The organism is Roseivirga sp., from assembly GCF_049099775.1.
GTDB lineage: Bacteria > Bacteroidota > Bacteroidia > Cytophagales > Cyclobacteriaceae > Roseivirga.
Genome location: NZ_JAGDZM010000007.1, coordinates 771,396 through 788,994, shown reverse-complemented (window position 1 = coordinate 788,994; position 17,599 = coordinate 771,396). Strand labels below are relative to the sequence as shown.

Below are 17,599 nucleotides of genomic sequence, written 5' to 3'. Positions count from 1 at the left end.
GTTTCCCCAATGTAAAATCGGTCAATATTGATAGAGTATATTATATAAACAAAGTGCATAGAAACAAAAAAAGCAGCCATATCTGACTGCTTTTTGGTGTGGGCGCTGAGGGTCCCGAAGCTTCGGGACGAACCTCATTTGATCAAAGATGTCTGTCAGTGATGTCTTTCTGCATGTTTTCATTGTCACTTAGGCGTTTTATAAAAGCCGTGCTCTTTTGCTTTTTAATAAAAGCCTCTACTCTGCGAGCGTGTGATCTGTCCATGCACTGAAGTGTCAAGTAAAATGACCAATCTGATGCTTGAGATGTGAACGATCCTTTGAAAAACGAACTGTTGTGCTGATCTAGCCGAGTATCTAAATCTTCCGTTTCCCCAATGTAAAATCGGTCAATATTGATAGAGTATATTATATAAACAAAGTGCATAGAAACAAAAAAAGCAGCCATATCTGACTGCTTTTTGGTGTGGGCGCTGAGGGATTCGAACCCCCGACCCCCTCGGTGTAAACGAGGTGCTCTGAACCAACTGAGCTAAGCGCCCTTGTAATTGGGTGTGCAAAGGTAATATGGGTTTTCATTTATGCAAATCCTTGACTCAAATTATTTCAAAAAAATAAAGACATTAATCTCTAACCTCCTTTTAACAATCGGAAACCGTATTTTTCACTATCTTGCTTGTCACCAAACACTGACTGCTAAATGACGCTTGCCGAATTCAAGGGCATTTTTGATCAATATCGTACGCCGATCAAAAATTTCTTGTATTACAAATCGGGAGATTTAGACCAAAGCGAAGACCTTACACAAGATGTCTTTATAAAGCTTTGGGATAAGCGAGATGAAATACAGATGGACACTGTAAAAAGTTATCTGTACACCATTGCTAATAATATGCTACTTAACAAAATCAGACATGACAAAGTGGTAATTAGTTTCGCCGAGAAGAATAAAAATCAGCAAGAGGCTTACTCTCCAGAATTTCAACTTGAAGAGAAGGAGTTTAAAGAAGAATTAGAACAAGTCATCGGCGCAATGCCCGAAAAACAACGCGAAGTATTCTTAATGAATAGAATCGAAGAGATGACTTATAAAGAAATAGCAGACAGACTTGAATTAAGCGTCAAAGCCGTAGAAAAGCGAATGCATGGCGCATTAGGGCATTTAAGAGAGCATATCAAATATAAAATTTGATTATTTATCACTGGTGAAAGAGGACAACATCATAAAACAATGGCTCCAAGAGGAAAAAACAGCTGACAACTTTCAGCAGTTAGAAAAAGCTATTGCCCTTTCTCAAAATTTAGAAGTGCCTTCTAATAAATCACATGAAGATGCTTGGGCAGATTTACTCAATAATATCAATACAAAAACAACGGACAACGAACACCTCTTCGTTCCACAGTCAAAAAATTACAAACAGTTTTTCTACTACGCGGCTAGCATTGTCGCTATTATTTTCATTGGATATTTTGGTTTACAAAACACGCCAGAACCAACTGTCTATAGTACTGGCTTAGCTGTCACCGAGACGCAGTTTCTACCTGATAATTCTGAAATAACGATAAACGCTAGTAGTTCCATTTCTCTCATGGAAGAAAAATGGGCTGAAGAAAGAACATTGAGTCTAAGTGGCGAGGCCTTCTTCGATGTAATTCCCGGAAGCAAATTTACAGTACTTACAGAATTAGGAGACATCAGTGTGTTAGGAACTTCTTTTAATGTATTTGTAAGAGAAGACATACTCAAGGTTTCTACTTTTTCTGGTAAAGTGAGAGTAGAGAGTGGTGAAAATTCGACGATTCTGCTGAAGGGAGATGAACTTGTTTTTGATAGTAACAAAGACGAATGGAATGTGAAAAGATTTAGTGAAAATCAGACCGCAACGTGGCGATCGGGCAGTTTTCACTTTGAATCCACTCCGCTCGACAAAGTTATCGAAGCGCTAGAAAGACAATTTGCCATTGAAATAGAAGTTGATAGAGATGTTGACCAGAATATTTACTCGGGTTATTTCAGTAAAACTGACTTAAAAGAAGCATTACAACTCGTATTTACCCCTATGGGAATGCAGTTTAAGATCGACGGTAATAAAGTAAATGTTTATTAGTGAGAACACTTCTTTGCTTTCTCTTTGCACTTATTACATGTTGCCTCTTAGCACAAGACGTAAATAGGATCAAGATTACAGAACGCCTAGACGATGTGTCATTAGGAAAAGTTCTCCGATTGCTTCGCAACAAGTATGATCTGAAAATTGCATATGATGATGCACTAATCACTGGAATTACCGTAGACGGTGCTTATACCGGTCTTTCCGTGACGAACTTTTTAGATCAAATTCTAAAAAACAAAGGCATTGATTATCAGCTTTTGAATGGCAAAATATTGCTTACTCCCAAACGCGTCGATCTCGATATCAATACGCCTAGTCTTTATGACCTTACTGTATTTGGTTCGGTGGTAGATGCCAACACTGGCGAGAACCTGCCCAATGCTCTAGTGCGGGTGCGAGGCTCCACCAAAGGCACATCCACCAATAAAGACGGCTACTTTATTCTACCAGAAGTACCAACGGACACCAGTACGATTGAAGTATCTTACTTAGGCTTTAAAAAGGCCGAAATCAAACTAGCTCCTGGCAAAAATAAGAGTACTCTAAGGTTCTTAATGGAAGAAAGTGCTTTGGAATTATCAGAATTTGTTGTGGTTGAAAACCTGAGAAAAACCGTAAGTTATGGTGATGAAATTTCTCAGATGACTATCGATCCAGAGAATCTTTCTGCACTACCAAGCTTAGGTGAATTCGATATTTTCAGATCACTACAATTACTTCCAGGCATCAGCGGAACGGATGAAACCTCATCCGCGCTGACAATTAGAAACAGTCCATCTGCTCACAACCTAGTGCTCTTCGACGGTTTTACCATTTACCGTCTTGACCACTTCTTTGGAGTATATAGTGCCGTAAACGCCGATGCTGTTAGAAACATTCAAGTGTACAAAGGTGGTTTCGGAGCTAAGTACGGAGGGCGTGTTTCTGGCGTGGTAGATATTACCGGTAAAACAGGTAGTTTTAATGAACCCAATTATTCTTTAGGGGTGAACTTACTAAGTGCCCGCTTTAGTGCCAACGTTCCTATCGATGGTGGACAGGGTGCGCTTCACTTTAGTGCCAGAAGAGCTTATACCGACATTATTCGCAGTAAGCTCTTTGAAAACTTATACCGCAATTTTAGGGATGGATCGAATGATTTAGATGGCATAAACGCTGCGGATGTCTTGCGCCCAGATTTTCATTTTTATGACATGAACTTGAAAACGACTTATAAATTCAGTGATAAAGATATCGTGAGCTTATCGGCCTATCGAGGGAAAGATATTTTGGATGCAAACTTTGAGGATATCTTCAGAGACGACAATAATAATATCACGAGGATTCAAGAGGTAGAAGAACATGCTGATTGGGGTAATACTGGCCTAGGTTTGATGTGGTCGAGGAATTGGGGAGCTAATTTTAATTCGAACTTACAACTAGCCTATTCAAATCATTTCTATCGGTACAATTATTCTGATACAACCAGTGATGCCAACGGAAATGTTAGACGTTCATATGATTTAGATAGGTTTAACAATGTAAGAGATATTCAAGTAAACCTTAGAAATGAGGCATTTTTAGGCAATAAGCACAAAGTAGATTTTGGCGTTAACTATTCTAATTTGGATGTAACCAGTGAGCTGATGATTAACGACCAAGAAAGACTATCGGGAAGGCTTTTTAATGGAGGCGGAAGTTTGCTTTCACTTTATACTTCTGACAAGTACTATCTCACCGGAAAGCTGCTTATTACCCCAGGGATTAGGTACAATTTATCAAGTGTGTCGAACAAAGGATTTCTTTCACACCGGCTTGCTGCTATTTATCAATTCAATCAACACTTTGAAATCAAAGCATCAACCGGTAAGTACTATCAAATCATAAGAGAACAGACTTTTGATGACCCCTTCACGAATGCGCAAGATGGCTGGATAATTTCTGACCAAGACAATCAATCTACCCCAAATAGTTTGTCAATTTTAGATGCAAATCATTGGATTGCCGGATTCCAATATCAGAAAAACAACCTCACGATTGATGTTGAGTTTTACTCCAAACAAATTAGTGGTCTTAACGAAAATATTGTCTCCTACATCTACAACCCAATTACCGATACTAGGAGTCCGAGGATAAACGATGCAGGGGGAACGAGCAACATTATTGGGGTTGATTTCTTAGTTCAAAAAGAAATTGGCAATTATCAAGGTTGGCTCTCCTATACGCGCAGTAAGGCAACCAATCAATTTGCGAGTATTAACGATGGTGATGAGATTCCTGCAAGAGAAGACCAGAGGAACGAACTAAAGCTTGTAAACATTTTGGAGTTAGCTGACTGGAACCTTTCTGCCACTTGGACTTACGGTAGTGGACGGCCTTTTTACGAACCTCAAATTACCTTTATTACCGATAGCCAAGGGAATACCATAAATTATGATGTAAACAACAGAACAAAAACAATTACTCGACTACCTGCTTATCACCGATTGGATGTTTCAGTGGCTAGAAAATTTGAGAATGAATACATGAAAGGAGAATTCGGTATTTCTATCCTCAACGCTTATAATCGACTCAATATCCAAAGTCGTAGATTGAATAGAGAGGCTTTAAATAACCTTATCGATGAGAACCCAAGTGGGGCACTTCCCGCGAACCTATATCGCAACATTGCCTTGCTCGATTTCACCCCTTCGATCTTCCTAAATCTTTATTTCTAAATTTTAAAAAAATAGGTAGGGTACGCTTTACTTTCCGTGTACTACTATTGAAATGGGAAACAACCAGCACCTTGACCAATGGGAGCGCTCATGGCTAGAAAGAGAAATTTCTTCGGCTGAAGCGTCGAAAATGGCCTCTAACGAGGACAATTTCGAGTTATTGGACAAGTTTGTCTCAGCAAGTGCTGGCTTGAAAGTTGAAGAAACAACTGACCATCAGCAAGCATGGGAAAAATTAGAGGCTGCCATTAGTCAACAGGAAGAAACTAAGGTTATTCCAATCTATAGAAATTATTGGCTCAGAGGAATTGCAGCGTCACTCCTACTCATTGCAGCAACATTCTTCATTTTAGATCCTTTCGCACCAAACACTATTGAAATAGACACAGCGCTAGCTGAAACGGAAAAAGTTTATTTACCAGATAGTTCAATCATTCACCTAAATGCAGAATCTAAAATATCTTATGTCTCAAATAATTGGGATGAAGATCGAATTGTGGAATTAGAGGGTGAAGCTTTCTTTGAGGTAAAACGAGGAAGCAATTTCATGGTGTCAACTAGTCATGGAACCGTTGAAGTTTTAGGTACTAGTTTCAATGTCAGGTCTCGTGGAAAACAGCTCATAGTAGCCTGTAAAACTGGCAAGGTAAGAGTAACCTCATTCGACAAGGGCACGCAACAAATTTTAACGCCTGGTCTTCAAACCAGAATAAAAAACAACGAAGTAGAAGTTCCAGAAGAAACTAATCTCGGTGCCATTGATTCTTGGAGAAAAGGCGAGTACTTCTTAGAAAGCGTTTCTATAAGAGAGGGTTTTGAAGAACTGGAAAGAATTTTCGATTTGGAAGTTGTTCACGAACTTCCGGAACTAGAACTAGAAAGACCGGGGAACTGGGATTTCGATAAAAATAATTTAACAGAATCAATTCAGACGATCACAGTCACCATGGGCTTGACGCATAGATTCGAAGGCAACAAGATAATATTCGAGAAAAAGTGATATTAAAGATAAGGTGATCAAGGACTTTGATTAAGCAGAACTTGACACCGATTCTTAGGTTGAGGTTGAGGGATGGGTGGTGCCATCCCTCTTTTTTTATGCCAAATGATCTAAAAGTGTTTCTAAGCTCATTCCACGAGATCCTTTAATCAATATGGTGCTGTTTGAAATCGGATTTGACTTTAAATAGGCTTGAAATGCTTCTTTGGTTTTCCAATAATGTGCTTTCTTATTGCCCAGTATTCCAGCCTGCATTAATTCACCGCACAAATGAACCTGATCAAAACCGAGCGTTTTAGTTAGCAAGCCAACAGCTTCATGCTCTTTTGGAGCATCCTCTCCTAGCTCAAACATATCACCCAGAATCACCACTTTTGACTCGCTCTTCAATTCTGCAAAATGAGATAAAGAAGCAGCCATAGATGAAGGATTGGCGTTATACGCATCGAGTATAATCGTATTGGAATCCTTTTTTATAATCTGAGATCGATTATTATCTGGGTCATACGCAGCTACTGCCTCCAACGCACCTATGGCGGGTACTTCAAAGTATTTACCAATGCAAAGTGCCGCACACATGTTTTCAAAATTGTAGGCACCTGTTAAATGCGTTTCAGCTTCAAAACCATCTTCCGTTTTCAACTTTAAAACTGGCTGACTACCTAGCAACTCCGCATGAAAATAATCTCCTTTCGAAGGATAGTAATAAGGTGATTTCATCCGCCTCTTCGCAATATGAGATAGAACCTCGCTATTAGAATTAACAAAGATTACGCCTTCTTTTTTAATAAGGTGATAATACAATTCAGACTTGCCACGGATTATACCTTCCACTCCACCAAAACCTTCTAAGTGGGCCTTGCCAATATTGGTGATCATGCCATGAGTGGGATCAGCTATGCCACACAACTCAGCAATGTCGCCCACCTTGTTGGCTCCCATTTCTATAATGGCAATTTCCACCGACCGATCGATTTGTAAAAGGGTTAGCGGAACGCCAATATGATTGTTGAAATTACCTTTGGTGGCGTGAACTATATATTTCTTCGCCAATACATCTCTTAAGAGTTCTTTGGTAGTCGTTTTTCCATTCGATCCGGTAATGCCTATAAACGGAATTGAAAACTGATTCCGATGATGGTTTCCCAGTTTCTGTAGGGCTAATAGGGTATCATCAACAACAAAATAGCGATCATCTTTAGCAAAAGCTTCATCATCAATAACAACAAGCCCTGCACCTTTTTCTAAAGCTTGGTCAGCAAAACGATTGGCATCGAAATTTGGTCCTTTAAGTCCGAACCAAATATTGCCAGATTTTATAGTCCTAGTGTCTGTTGACACGCCCGTACTTTTCAAAAAAGCAGCGTAGAGTTGATCAATCATAAAACTTTGTTGTAAAGATTGAAGCAAGATAATACACAGAAAGGCAAAAACTGCGTTGAATAGAATTGAAACGACAGAATTTTCGCTTTACCTTGTCACATCAATGAGATCGACCCTTCTCCTATTCCTATTCCTGCTGCCAATTAGCCTGAAAGGTCAGTTTGAATTTCGGTATAGAACCGACATTCCGGTTTCTGAAAATGGTGCTTTAAAGACTCGCGCATGGGAAGGGGGATTAAATGCCGCCCAATTCCAAACCTTAGACTTAAACGATGACGGCACTTTAGATTTGGTGATTTACAATCGTATTTCGAGAGATATTGAAACGTATTTAAATGTAAACGATAGCTATATCTGGAGTCCGCAATTCGCCTATCAATTCCCATCTGATGTAGTTCATTGGCTAATTCTAAAAGATTATGATTGCGATGGCCTTAAAGACCTCTTTACCAGCACGGCCTTGGGCATAAAAGTTTATAAAAATACGAGTGCTGGAGGCGAGCTATCTTGGGAAGAGGCCGAACCCTTTCTCCGATTCGATGCTGGGACGAATATTCAAGTAAGCCCTTCAGATATTCCAGGTATTGTAGATGTAAATGGCGACGGTGCTTTAGACATTCTGACTTACCGGTTTGGAACAGCCAGCAGTGTAGATTATTTCGAAAATACAGGCGTTTGTGGCGATTTAACTTTTACGCGTGCTGAAAGGCAGTGGGGTGGTTTTGAAGAATGTGATTGCGACAGTTTTGCTTTTGGTGGCACGGCCTGTCCTACTACCAACGCGGCAAATGTTCCATTCGATGCAAGCGATCAAGAAGCCATTCAACATGCAGGTGGTAAAACTATTTTGCCATTCGATGCAGATAACGATGGAGATATTGACATTATCAGTTCGGATGAATTTTGTGAAACCCTTTACTTTCTAGAAAACGTAGGCGATCAGAATAACGCTGTCATGAGCTCCGTTTTGAGCTATCCCATCAATAACCCTGCGGCCTTTAGTATTTTCCCTAGTGCCTTTTTAGCCGATGTCAATTTTGATGGTTTAGAAGACCTTTTAATCTCTACTAATGCCGATGAGAATATTGGTAATCAAATAAGACTCGACAACAATATTAAAGTTTATAGCAATATAGGTTCGGCTACAGTTCCCGATTTTGATCAAGTTTCTACCCCATTTCTTCAAAATGAAATGATCGATTTGGGCGAAAATGCTTATCCTGCTTTCGTAGACCTAGATAGTGATGGGGATCAAGACTTAGTTGTAGGTAATAAAGGCACATTATCAGGAAATACGGTTCAGGCTAATATGACCTTTTTCAATAATGAAGGAAATCAATTCTCTCCCGATTTCAACTTATTCGACAACGACTTCCTCGGTTTTTCTGCAGCTGAAGTCAGCCATTTGAAACCACAATTTATCGACGCTGATGGTGACGGAGACCAGGATCTTTTCTATCAGGCAACAACCAACGGAAATGACACACGAATTTTCTATCGAGAAGCTTCAACCGCAAGTACATTCGGCTTACCCATTGAAATTTTCTCAAATTCAACCTTAGATGATAACCCGTTCTTCTATGACGTCAATGACGATGGTGATCTGGATTTGCTTATAGGCAGAAGGCTTGGAAATTTATCGCTATTTATAAATCAAGGTGGTTTTAATTTTGGAACAGAATTACCTGATTTTGGAGGTATCACTACAGATTTCCAAGGGCTTAACCTTTGGCCTCATATAACCGACCTTAATGGCGATGGTGTTGATGAATTCATTACGATTAATTCATCTGGCGTACTTAGTATTTATAATGGCCCAATAGATGAGAACTTTGTGGCAAACAACCCGATTGAGAATGTTTTAAACATTAATAATGAGACTTTTTCAACCGGCTTTGGCAGGCAAAATAGTATTGCAAGTGGCGACATTTTCAACACAGGCAGACCAGCCTTAATTATTGGCAGTGGTAAAGGTGGTTTATACCTTTTAGAGAATTTGAGCACTGGCGGTAATGGAGGTGATGATATTCAGGTTGCCGTTTCCCCTAACCCTACTAGCGATAGAATTTCGGTAATTACCAATGTGAATGGTGTAGCAGAGGTTTATAATATTCTCGGTCAGAAGAAGTTTTTCAACATTAATATCCAAAGTGGGCAAGCCAAATCACTTGACTTAAGCAGCCTTTCAATCGGCATATATATTCTAAGAATTGTAAGTAGTGAGAATCAATCTACCACGAAGAAAATACTCGTTTACCGATGATATTATACCTCTACTTACAGATAAAACCCCTTGCGCAAATCAATTTCGCATCACCTTTAGGCACATGGATCAAGTCAAAGAATATGGACGTTTTAATCGCTGAATTGGACAATCATTCCGAAACTTATTTAACAAGTCAGGCCCTACCGCTAATCGAAAGAGCGGAGCAAGTTATACTCCATATTGAATGTCTTAACAAGGAGGAACTAGGCCCTTTAAAAGTGCTTTTTGAAGGCTTAAGAAAACATAAAAAACTCGCGAATTGTGTGTTTTCTGGAGAACACGCTGGACTAGAACAAATGCTGAAAATGCTGAGGATACCTTATAAGCCTTATGAAGGTTTAGAAAGCGCTCAAAAGCTTATTGAAGGAATTCTGACGGATTCTTAATTCAATGTAAAAGCATCTGCATCGAGCTGGGCTGGAAATTTAGCTCTAAAAGCATCTAATTCATCCTTACTCAAATTGATCGTAATAATCTCCTCTTTGTCCGAGAAAGCCAAGGTATCGCCTTTAAAAGAATACGCTCCTGAATGGCCGTTGTATGGGATGTCATTTCCATCAGAACCCACACGGTTTAGTCCAATAGCATAGGATACGTTTTCTATTGCACGAGCCTTTAATAAAGCATCCCATGCAGAAACGCGAACCGCCGGCCAATTGGCCACATAGAGTACTAAATCATAGGCCAGATTTACATTTCTAGACCAAACCGGGAAACGCAAATCATAACAAATTAGTGGGCATATTTTCCACCCTTTCCATTCCACTATTAGCTGATCTGTGCCTTCAGCAAAATAATCATGCTCATCGGCCATTCTGAAAAGATGACGCTTGTCGTAAGACTTGTATTCACCATCTGGCTGCATCCAGATCAATCGATTATATACATGTCCTTTTTCACGTACTATATAGGACCCCGTAACCACTGCCTTTGTCTGTGCAGACATCTGCCTCATCCACTTAAACGTGGTTAAGTTCATAGGTTCACTTACCCCTTCATACTCCATGGTAAACCCGGTCTGGAACATCTCAGGCAAAACAATGATATCCGTTTGCCCTTCAATTTCCCATATCTTCTCTTCGAACATGGCCAAATTAGCCGCTGGTTGCCTCCAATAGATATCGGATTGTATCAAAGTAAGTCTTAGGTCTTGATTTTGCACACAGCAATATTAGAAGCTCATTCGTGAAACGCAAAGTAAAAATTAAATGTAAACCTATCCATCTCGGAGGGCAGGCGTCCACGGTCAGCGTGACCATCGACTAAAAACTGCTTTTAATCACCAAAAAAGCCACCTCGATGGTTTTGACGGTGGCGATCTTTTCTTTTGTTACTTTTCTTTGGACGTGCAAAGAAAAGTAAGGAATGCTAATACACGTTAAAGCTTACAAAGCTTTTTGGCAGCTGCAGCGAGCGTTTCCTCTCCTTTCGCGAAGCAAAAACGAAGCACTTTATTGTCCTGTTTGTCTTGATAAAAGACGGACATAGGAATAGTGGCTACGCCAATTTCTTTTGTCATCCATTCAGCAAATTCAACATCCCCTTTATCGCTAATAGCCTTATAATTCATCAATTGGAAGTAAGTCCCCTTAGCCGGAATAGGTTTGAAATTAGAGCTCGCCATTTTATTCAAAAAGAAGTCTCTTTTTTGCTGATACATCGGGGCAACAGATTCATAATTCGAAGCATTCGATAGATAATCGGCAATGGCATACTGCGTGGCTGTGTGAATGGTAAAAGTATTGTATTGATGCACCTTTCTAACCTCGACTATAATTTCAGAAGGTGCAATAAGATATCCCATCCGCCAACCTGTGGCGTGAAAGGTCTTTCCGAATGAAGAAGTTACTATACTCCTGCTTCTGAGTGCCTCTGAACGCAATACAGACTGATGCAATTCACCGTCAAAAACGATATGCTCATATACTTCATCAGACAAAATGAAAATATCCGTACCCGCGGTCAGGCTTTCTAGGTTCCTTAAATCATCCTCAGAAATTATAGCCCCACTTGGGTTGTGCGGCGAATTGATCATGATCATCTTCGTTCGATTTGTGATCTTCTTTCGCACCTCGTCCCAATCTATGCTATAATCCTCTTTTCTCAATGGCACACCGATCGCCTTGGCACCTTGTAAATTGACAATAGGCTCATATGCATCATAAGCAGGATCCATAATGATAACTTCATCATCAGCATGAATTAAAGCGTTTATGGTACTATTAATAGCCTCAATTGCCCCACAAGTCACCGTAATTTCCTGATCTTCATTTGGTCGCCAGCCATAGCACCTCTCGGTCTTATCGGCAATAGCCTTTCTAAGCACAGGCACCCCCGGCATTGGTGCATATTGATTAAAACCTTGTTGCATATAATAGTGAACCCGATTAATAAGTTCTGGAGAAACAGGGAAATCCGGAAAACCTTGTGCTAGGTTGATAGCATTATAGTCATTGGCCATTTTCGACATGATCGAAAAAATGGTAGTGCCGACGTTAGGCAACTTGGAGTTGATTTGCATAAAATTTCTACCGTTTATTTATGATCAGTAAGTTCCAAGCCCTGATTAATTCCTTTTTCTATCGCTGGTACTCCTCTTTCCATCCAAACTGGCTTTGGTGCTCCTTTTAAGTAATAATCAAAAAACTGGGCCATTCGGATATTAAAGTCAAGTCGGTTTTGTCTTTTAAGTGGCCAGTGTGGTTCTCCATTATAGTTCAAAAACCAAGAAGGCTTGCCTAATCTTCTTAAGGCCGTGAACATTTCAATCCCTTGATACCACGGCACATGACCGTCAGCATCATTGTGCATAATGAGTAAAGGTGTATTAACCTTATCCATATTGAAGATTGGAGAATTCTCTATAAACCGTGCAGGGTATTCCCACGGCGTGCCGCCAATTCTACTTTGTGTATGTTCATACTGAAACTGACGGCTTAGGCCTGTCCACCAACGGATTCCGCCATAGGCACTGATCATGTTAGGTACTGGAGCTCCAGCTTCGGCCGCTTTAAAAATATCAGTTTTAGTTACCAAATAAGCGATCTGATAACCTCCCCAGCTGTGTCCTTGTACACCAATATTATCCTTATCGATAAAGCCTTTTTCTACAAGTGCAGTAACACCTGGAATGACACTATTCAAGGCGCTTTCTCCTGGATAACCGATGCGATAATTAACGTCTGGATTAAAAATCACATACCCTCGGCTAGTATAAAAACTGTAGCTAATTGTAGATCTGCCAGCTGCTGGTGGGCGGTGGGAGTACAAGCCATTAGAACTCTTTTCGTAGAAATTCACAATCATTGGGTACTTCTTGTTCGGATCGAAATTCTCTGGTTTTATCAGCATGCCAGAAAGCAATTCTCCGTCTAAAGACGTCCATTGAACCAATTCAGCCGTACCCCAGTTATACTCGACCTGTTGAGGATTGGCATCTGAAATTTGTTTAGATGATTTAAAACTAAGGTCGGAATAGTGAATATTAGGAAACGCCTCAAAAGACTGTTTAGTAAACATTACATGATCGTCGTCTTGCGCCTTTACAGGTCGGCCATAGCTAAACGGGCCTGTTAACAATTGGCTTCCGCGACCATTTCGAGCATTATAAGAATAGTAGCCGCTATGTTTATTAGTGTCGTTGAAAGTGGTCAGCAACCATTTTCCCTTAGGGTCAATAGCACGGGCTTCGTTGTCCAAACGTACGTATCGGTAAGTAATACCTGTTTCACGACCTTTGGTTAACCTTTCACCTTGACCATTTTCAGGGTTGAATGACCAGATGTCGTACCGATCGTAAACCAAGAAACGTTCATCATTTTCTGTCCATCCGGCTGAACCATATGAACTCGGGAAGTTTGGAGAGTCATTCAATTCATTATAGAAGACTTTACCACTTGTCAGATCCTGTCTTTTCCCTGTCGTAACATTATAAGTAAACCAAGTACTATCCGCCGAACTATAACCAAATGCATACTTTCCTGCTGGACTAAAACTAATACCACCTCTAATCTCTTTTAAGGCCACTTTTGCCTCCCCAGTAGATACATTTACGAGTGTGTAGTCTCTGTAAGTCCCTCCCTGCCATTGACTTTGTAGTTGATATGGTAATGAGGTATTTACTAGGGCCAGATTTGCATTTCCTTCATTTCCTAAGCTAGCATTCGGATATTCAGTTGTTGCTAACTGGACAAGCTTATTGTTTTCATTTAAATGTATGGCTGTTAAATAAGACTTTCGCTTATCGTTTTCTACTTGTAATTCCTGAACCGTATAAAGCCTAGGTTCGTCATAAGTCCAAACTTCTACATTAACTATTTCCTCGTCTATTAGAGAGGTATCTTGAATAATTGGCGGTGTTGCCAAACCGAAGAATAGTTTTGTTTCATCTTCAGAGTAGCTAATATTTCCATCTGAAGAAACACGATATCCCTTTGGCGCAGAGGTCTGGTCGACAACCTTTTCGGCCTGATCCATACCTTCTTTCCAACTGTAAAGTGCATTGGGTCTTACTAAAGCTTTTGTTGTATCCAAGTCAGCTACAAAGGCTAATTTCTCTCCAGAATTACTGATGGTCAGTTTAGAATACTTCGCTTTTTTAGCTGTAAATACTGGTTTTGGTGCTGAAGCATCCAGTTCATTTATGTATACGCCTGGGCTCTGAATTGTACTAACCCCAGTGGTTATAAAGGTTAGCCTTTTGCCTTCATTGGCAAACTTATAATCGTTCACATACTTCAGAGTATCTTGTTTGCCGGACCTTAAGTCTCTCAACACCACATGATAGCCATTTTTACTACTCGCTTTTTTGTCTTTATCGCCTCCTTTTACCGCATTGGCTGTTAGTTGATAGGCCAAATAACCTCCCCATTTCGCTGGTGTTTTATACCCTCTCACATGAGGTATTTTCAGCAAACTCTTATCATTCACGTTATAAATCGCTAAGGTATCGGTAGGCATATCGTCCCTTTTGGTTTTCTGACGTTTCAATTCCTTTACATCGGCTTGCCAAGGCTTGATCGTAAAAAACACATAGTCAGAATTAAAGTCAAAACGTCCATTCTCACTTCTCTCATGTGAAAAAAGTAGTTCGCCATTACTATCCTTTATTTTAAAATGATTATCTGCTTCACCCTTCTCTAGAGAGTAAATAATCAATTCGCCATTACGAGAAATTCGTTGGCCTTGAATAGTATTCCAGATTTCGAAATCAGGATGATCGAGTATTTTTTTCTGCCCAAATGCAGTAAAACATGTGAGCAGGCAAATGATGATTATTAAGTTGGCTTTCATAAGAATAAAGGTTTCAATAGCCCTAAGTTAAGGTTCAAGGCATAACCCCAATCTCTTTTTTTATAATTGGTGTTTTTCCAAAGACAAATCTGTGCTTCGTGTTTGTTATCAGCCTCTTAAAACTTATTTTTCCAAGGTTAAGCGCACAATATGAATGCACGGTATGTATTTGGGGTCATTCTGGCTGTTCCTCTGCTTCCCCTGATGTATTATCAAGGGAAACGGATCAAGAAAAATATACCTCGACTACCTGAGGCCAAGGGGAATTCTGGACGCGTAAACTATCCTTCTGATCAAACAATTCGTTTGCTATGCCTTGGAGAAAGCACGATGGCCGGTGTTGGTGTTAACACGCAAGAAGAAGGCTTGCCGGGAGCCATTTCCAGTGAGTTATCTCAACTATTAAAAGCCAACATAGAGTGGAAAGTCTATGCTAAAAGTGGATATACGGCTAAAACACTTAACCAAAAGCTAGTCCCAAAAATCGATGAGACACCTGATATTATAGCTATCAGCTTAGGTGGAAATGATGCGTTTACGCTGAATAGCCCTAAGAAATGGAAAAAAGACATTCAACTGCTCATCGACAACCTAAGAATTCGGTTTCCTCACACACCAATCGTTTTTATGAATATGCCCATCATTAAAGAATTTCCGGCTTTTACCCCCGCCATTAGGTTTGTGGTGGGTGGCTTAGTAGAGATTCTAGGAGATGTGCTGACTGAAGTTGTGGCTCAAAATGATGGGGTTTATTTTTCATCGGAGAAAATGGACTTGGAAGTTTGGTCTAAGCGATATAACGTAAAAGAAGACAAATCATCCTTCTTTAGTGATGGAGTACATCCGGCAAAACTCACCTATCAAGTTTGGGGGAAAGATTTTGCCCGATTTATACATAGAGTCGTTATTTCTAAACACTAATGATTTCTGGCATTTCGAAATGCCGCCTGCTTCTTACTTATCAGAAAATCATTAGTTTAGGAGACATTTTCAGCCAAAACTAATGTTTAATTTCCTCCGCAAATTCAGAAGAAACAATTCTTCAAAATACTTCAAATACGCCTTTGGTGAGATCATACTTGTTGTCATCGGGATTTTGATTGCTTTGAGCATTAGCAATTGGAATGAAAACCGTAAAAAAAGGCAAAGAACGGAGACCATACTCAGTCAAATCATAGAGGAACTCAAATTAGATATTCAGACCTTTAATGCGCTTGAAAATGAGTTCCATGAAAAGGATTCATTGATTGATGTATTTCTTCAATCAGATTTTAGCATAGCCTCTAGCCAAAATCTTGATAGCGCGGAATTCATTGATTTAATCAGGACCTATATTCCTTTTCAAATCCATAATCGTGGCTTTCAACTTTTAATGGATCATACGGATGAAATACAAGATTCTTATGCAGAAGAGGTGGAACAACTCATTATTCTTTATCAAGATGCCGCAGGAGGAATTGAAACATTTATGGATGGTTTACTTGAAGTATTAGAAGAGCATAAAAAATATAAGTACGAAAATTTCGATTGGTATGCCCAAGGAAGCCTTACTCTAATAACTCCTGACGCTGAGTATTCCTATTATATGCGGAACCCCAAGTATAGAAATTACATGGCAGTGTATCGTGAAATGTATTTTAACCTTGTCATTTATACTAGATGGTTTGTAGACCTCTCTTTTCAGTCAATTGACGATCTAAATGATAAAATGGGAATTGAAAATAAAGATACTGAAATATTTAAGCGCGTTCCTCTTGAACTAAGTCAAGTCTTGTCAGGTGATTTTTTGGACAGTGACCAGAACATCATAAAAATCATTTTAAAAGACAACAAACTGATCAATAGGACATTCGAGGAATTTCCCGAAGAATATCGTGCCAATCAAGAGCAATTCTATGTAGAAGAATTGAGGTATTTGGGAGACAGTGCTTTCTATTTTAATCCGGTTTATGACCTAAAACTTAATGCTGATATGACTTTAAGTTTGACCGAAGTATTCGATAGATCTAAAACCCTTTTCAAAAAGAAAGACTAATGTTTAATTTCCTCCGCAAATTCAGAAGAAACAATTCTTCAAAATACTTCAAATACGCCTTTGGTGAAATCTTCCTCGTTGTATTTGGGATTCTAATTGCACTAGCCATAAGTGACTGGAATGACGACCGAAAAAAAGCACAGACTTATAAAAAGTTCTATGCTAACATGGCCAAAGAGTTTCATTTAGTATTGGAGCAAATCGAAAATAACCTTTTACCCAACAATGAATTTCTAATTGAGAAATTAGAACGTTCCTTAAACGTAATAGACCAAAAGCCACCTCACTATTTGGATACATTGGGAAACCACATCGGCGCGGTAGGAACGGCTTGGCAGGCAAGATTGTCGCTACCCGTATTCAATGAATTTAAGGACGGTGCACTTTTCAATGACATTTCTGATTTTGAGCTAAAAACAAACCTCGCTGAACTTGAACAAGCCATTAACTACTTAGAAACATTCGACGAAGTTATTGTCGATCAATACCTCAATACCATTGAACCCTATATCATCAAACATTTGAATTATTCCCGAACATCGCTTCCAATATATAGTGAACGTTTTATTATTGGCGGCCCTGTCAATGATTTAGAAGAGGTAGCCACTAGTTTAGAGCTATGGAATATTCTAACGCTTAAACTCGAAGCAGAAAGTGGGAAAACAATACTTTTAAGTAGCCTTAAGACTGCCCTACAGAAATGCATAGAAAAGATTAACGAGAACTAAACATACTCAACTTCTTCAGAAAATTTCAACATTGCGAAACCAAGAATAGAAGGCTAAACACACTACTCTTTGAATTTTCTTCGAA

At 39.5% G+C, this 17,599-nt stretch carries 14 protein-coding genes and 1 tRNA gene; 9 read left to right on the top strand and 6 right to left on the bottom strand.

Annotated elements, in window-relative coordinates; genetic code table 11:
• Positions 1 to 142 precede the first annotated feature (142 nt).
• Together JXQ92_RS14625 and JXQ92_RS14620 are read right to left on the bottom strand one after the other, a co-directional pair.
• On the bottom strand, positions 143 to 448 hold the full coding sequence (locus JXQ92_RS14625; protein WP_421987365.1) for a GIY-YIG nuclease family protein: 306 nt from the start codon (positions 446 to 448) through the stop codon (positions 143 to 145).
• 19 nt (positions 449 to 467) lie between these two features.
• Positions 468 to 542 (bottom strand) — tRNA-Val (locus JXQ92_RS14620).
• Positions 543 to 700: 158 nt separating this feature from the next.
• On the opposite strand from JXQ92_RS14620, the gene JXQ92_RS14615 reads away from it, so the two are divergent.
• From JXQ92_RS14615 to JXQ92_RS14600, 4 genes are read left to right on the top strand one after another with little or no spacing between them, the layout of a single operon-like run.
• The gene (locus tag JXQ92_RS14615; protein ID WP_421987364.1) at positions 701 to 1,192 is read left to right on the top strand and encodes an RNA polymerase sigma factor; all 492 of its coding nucleotides are present in this window, start codon (positions 701 to 703) and stop codon (positions 1,190 to 1,192) included.
• Between the two features lie 13 nt (positions 1,193 to 1,205).
• Positions 1,206 to 2,108: a FecR family protein gene (locus JXQ92_RS14610; RefSeq protein WP_421987363.1), complete on the top strand. Its 903-nt coding sequence runs from the start codon at positions 1,206 to 1,208 to the stop codon at positions 2,106 to 2,108.
• A complete protein-coding gene (locus tag JXQ92_RS14605) occupies positions 2,108 to 4,810 on the top strand; it encodes a TonB-dependent receptor domain-containing protein (protein ID WP_421987362.1) in 2,703 nt (900 codons plus the stop codon). Before JXQ92_RS14610 ends, JXQ92_RS14605 begins: the two co-directional genes overlap by 1 nt.
• A 52-nt stretch (positions 4,811 to 4,862) precedes the next feature.
• On the top strand, positions 4,863 to 5,810 hold the full coding sequence (locus JXQ92_RS14600) for a FecR family protein (RefSeq protein WP_421987361.1): 948 nt from the start codon (positions 4,863 to 4,865) through the stop codon (positions 5,808 to 5,810).
• 96 nt (positions 5,811 to 5,906) lie between these two features.
• Here JXQ92_RS14600 and JXQ92_RS14595 read toward each other — a convergent pair whose 3' ends face one another.
• A complete protein-coding gene (locus JXQ92_RS14595; protein ID WP_421987360.1) occupies positions 5,907 to 7,193 on the bottom strand; it encodes a UDP-N-acetylmuramoyl-tripeptide--D-alanyl-D-alanine ligase in 1,287 nt (428 codons plus the stop codon).
• A gap of 103 nt (positions 7,194 to 7,296) precedes the next feature.
• On the opposite strand from JXQ92_RS14595, the gene JXQ92_RS14590 reads away from it, so the two are divergent.
• Both JXQ92_RS14590 and JXQ92_RS14585 read left to right on the top strand, forming a co-directional pair.
• Entirely contained in the window at positions 7,297 to 9,456 is a 2,160-nt protein-coding gene (locus tag JXQ92_RS14590) for a T9SS type A sorting domain-containing protein (RefSeq protein WP_421987359.1), read from the top strand.
• Between the two features lie 83 nt (positions 9,457 to 9,539).
• Complete coding sequence (locus tag JXQ92_RS14585; RefSeq protein WP_421987358.1) at positions 9,540 to 9,845, top strand: hypothetical protein; 306 nt, start codon at positions 9,540 to 9,542, stop codon at positions 9,843 to 9,845.
• Here JXQ92_RS14585 and JXQ92_RS14580 read toward each other — a convergent pair.
• From JXQ92_RS14580 to JXQ92_RS14570, 3 genes are all read right to left on the bottom strand, one after another.
• Positions 9,842 to 10,621 (bottom strand): amidohydrolase, encoded by a 780-nt coding sequence (locus JXQ92_RS14580; protein ID WP_421987357.1) that lies wholly within the window; start codon positions 10,619 to 10,621, stop codon positions 9,842 to 9,844. The genes JXQ92_RS14585 and JXQ92_RS14580 overlap by 4 nt on opposite strands.
• A 216-nt stretch (positions 10,622 to 10,837) precedes the next feature.
• Positions 10,838 to 11,980, bottom strand: coding sequence for a methionine aminotransferase (locus JXQ92_RS14575; protein WP_421987356.1), 1,143 nt, complete (start codon positions 11,978 to 11,980; stop codon positions 10,838 to 10,840).
• Between the two features lie 14 nt (positions 11,981 to 11,994).
• Positions 11,995 to 14,751, bottom strand: a complete 2,757-nt coding sequence (locus tag JXQ92_RS14570) for a prolyl oligopeptidase family serine peptidase (protein WP_421987355.1) — start codon at positions 14,749 to 14,751, stop codon at positions 11,995 to 11,997.
• Between the two features lie 150 nt (positions 14,752 to 14,901).
• Between JXQ92_RS14570 and JXQ92_RS14565 the strand changes: the two genes are divergently transcribed.
• From JXQ92_RS14565 to JXQ92_RS14555, 3 genes are all read left to right on the top strand, one after another.
• A complete protein-coding gene (locus JXQ92_RS14565; RefSeq protein WP_421987354.1) occupies positions 14,902 to 15,672 on the top strand; it encodes an SGNH/GDSL hydrolase family protein in 771 nt (256 codons plus the stop codon).
• 82 nt (positions 15,673 to 15,754) lie between these two features.
• The gene (locus tag JXQ92_RS14560; protein ID WP_421987353.1) at positions 15,755 to 16,786 is read left to right on the top strand and encodes a DUF6090 family protein; all 1,032 of its coding nucleotides are present in this window, start codon (positions 15,755 to 15,757) and stop codon (positions 16,784 to 16,786) included.
• On the top strand, positions 16,786 to 17,514 hold the full coding sequence (locus JXQ92_RS14555; RefSeq protein WP_421987352.1) for a hypothetical protein: 729 nt from the start codon (positions 16,786 to 16,788) through the stop codon (positions 17,512 to 17,514). The genes JXQ92_RS14560 and JXQ92_RS14555 overlap by 1 nt, the downstream gene beginning before the upstream one ends.
• Positions 17,515 to 17,599: the final 85 nt, after the last annotated feature.

Coding starts and splice junctions, on each gene's coding strand:
- JXQ92_RS14625 (WP_421987365.1), bottom strand. CDS start 448: ATGGCTGCTTTTTTTGTTTCTATGCACTTTGTTTATATAATATACTCT.
- JXQ92_RS14615 (WP_421987364.1), top strand. CDS start 701: ATGACGCTTGCCGAATTCAAGGGCATTTTTGATCAATATCGTACGCCG.
- JXQ92_RS14600 (WP_421987361.1), top strand. CDS start 4,863: ATGGGAAACAACCAGCACCTTGACCAATGGGAGCGCTCATGGCTAGAA.
- JXQ92_RS14595 (WP_421987360.1), bottom strand. CDS start 7,193: ATGATTGATCAACTCTACGCTGCTTTTTTGAAAAGTACGGGCGTGTCA.
- JXQ92_RS14590 (WP_421987359.1), top strand. CDS start 7,297: ATGAGATCGACCCTTCTCCTATTCCTATTCCTGCTGCCAATTAGCCTG.
- JXQ92_RS14585 (WP_421987358.1), top strand. CDS start 9,540: ATGGACGTTTTAATCGCTGAATTGGACAATCATTCCGAAACTTATTTA.
- JXQ92_RS14575 (WP_421987356.1), bottom strand. CDS start 11,980: ATGCAAATCAACTCCAAGTTGCCTAACGTCGGCACTACCATTTTTTCG.
- JXQ92_RS14570 (WP_421987355.1), bottom strand. CDS start 14,751: ATGAAAGCCAACTTAATAATCATCATTTGCCTGCTCACATGTTTTACT.
- JXQ92_RS14565 (WP_421987354.1), top strand. CDS start 14,902: ATGAATGCACGGTATGTATTTGGGGTCATTCTGGCTGTTCCTCTGCTT.
- JXQ92_RS14560 (WP_421987353.1), top strand. CDS start 15,755: ATGTTTAATTTCCTCCGCAAATTCAGAAGAAACAATTCTTCAAAATAC.
- JXQ92_RS14555 (WP_421987352.1), top strand. CDS start 16,786: ATGTTTAATTTCCTCCGCAAATTCAGAAGAAACAATTCTTCAAAATAC.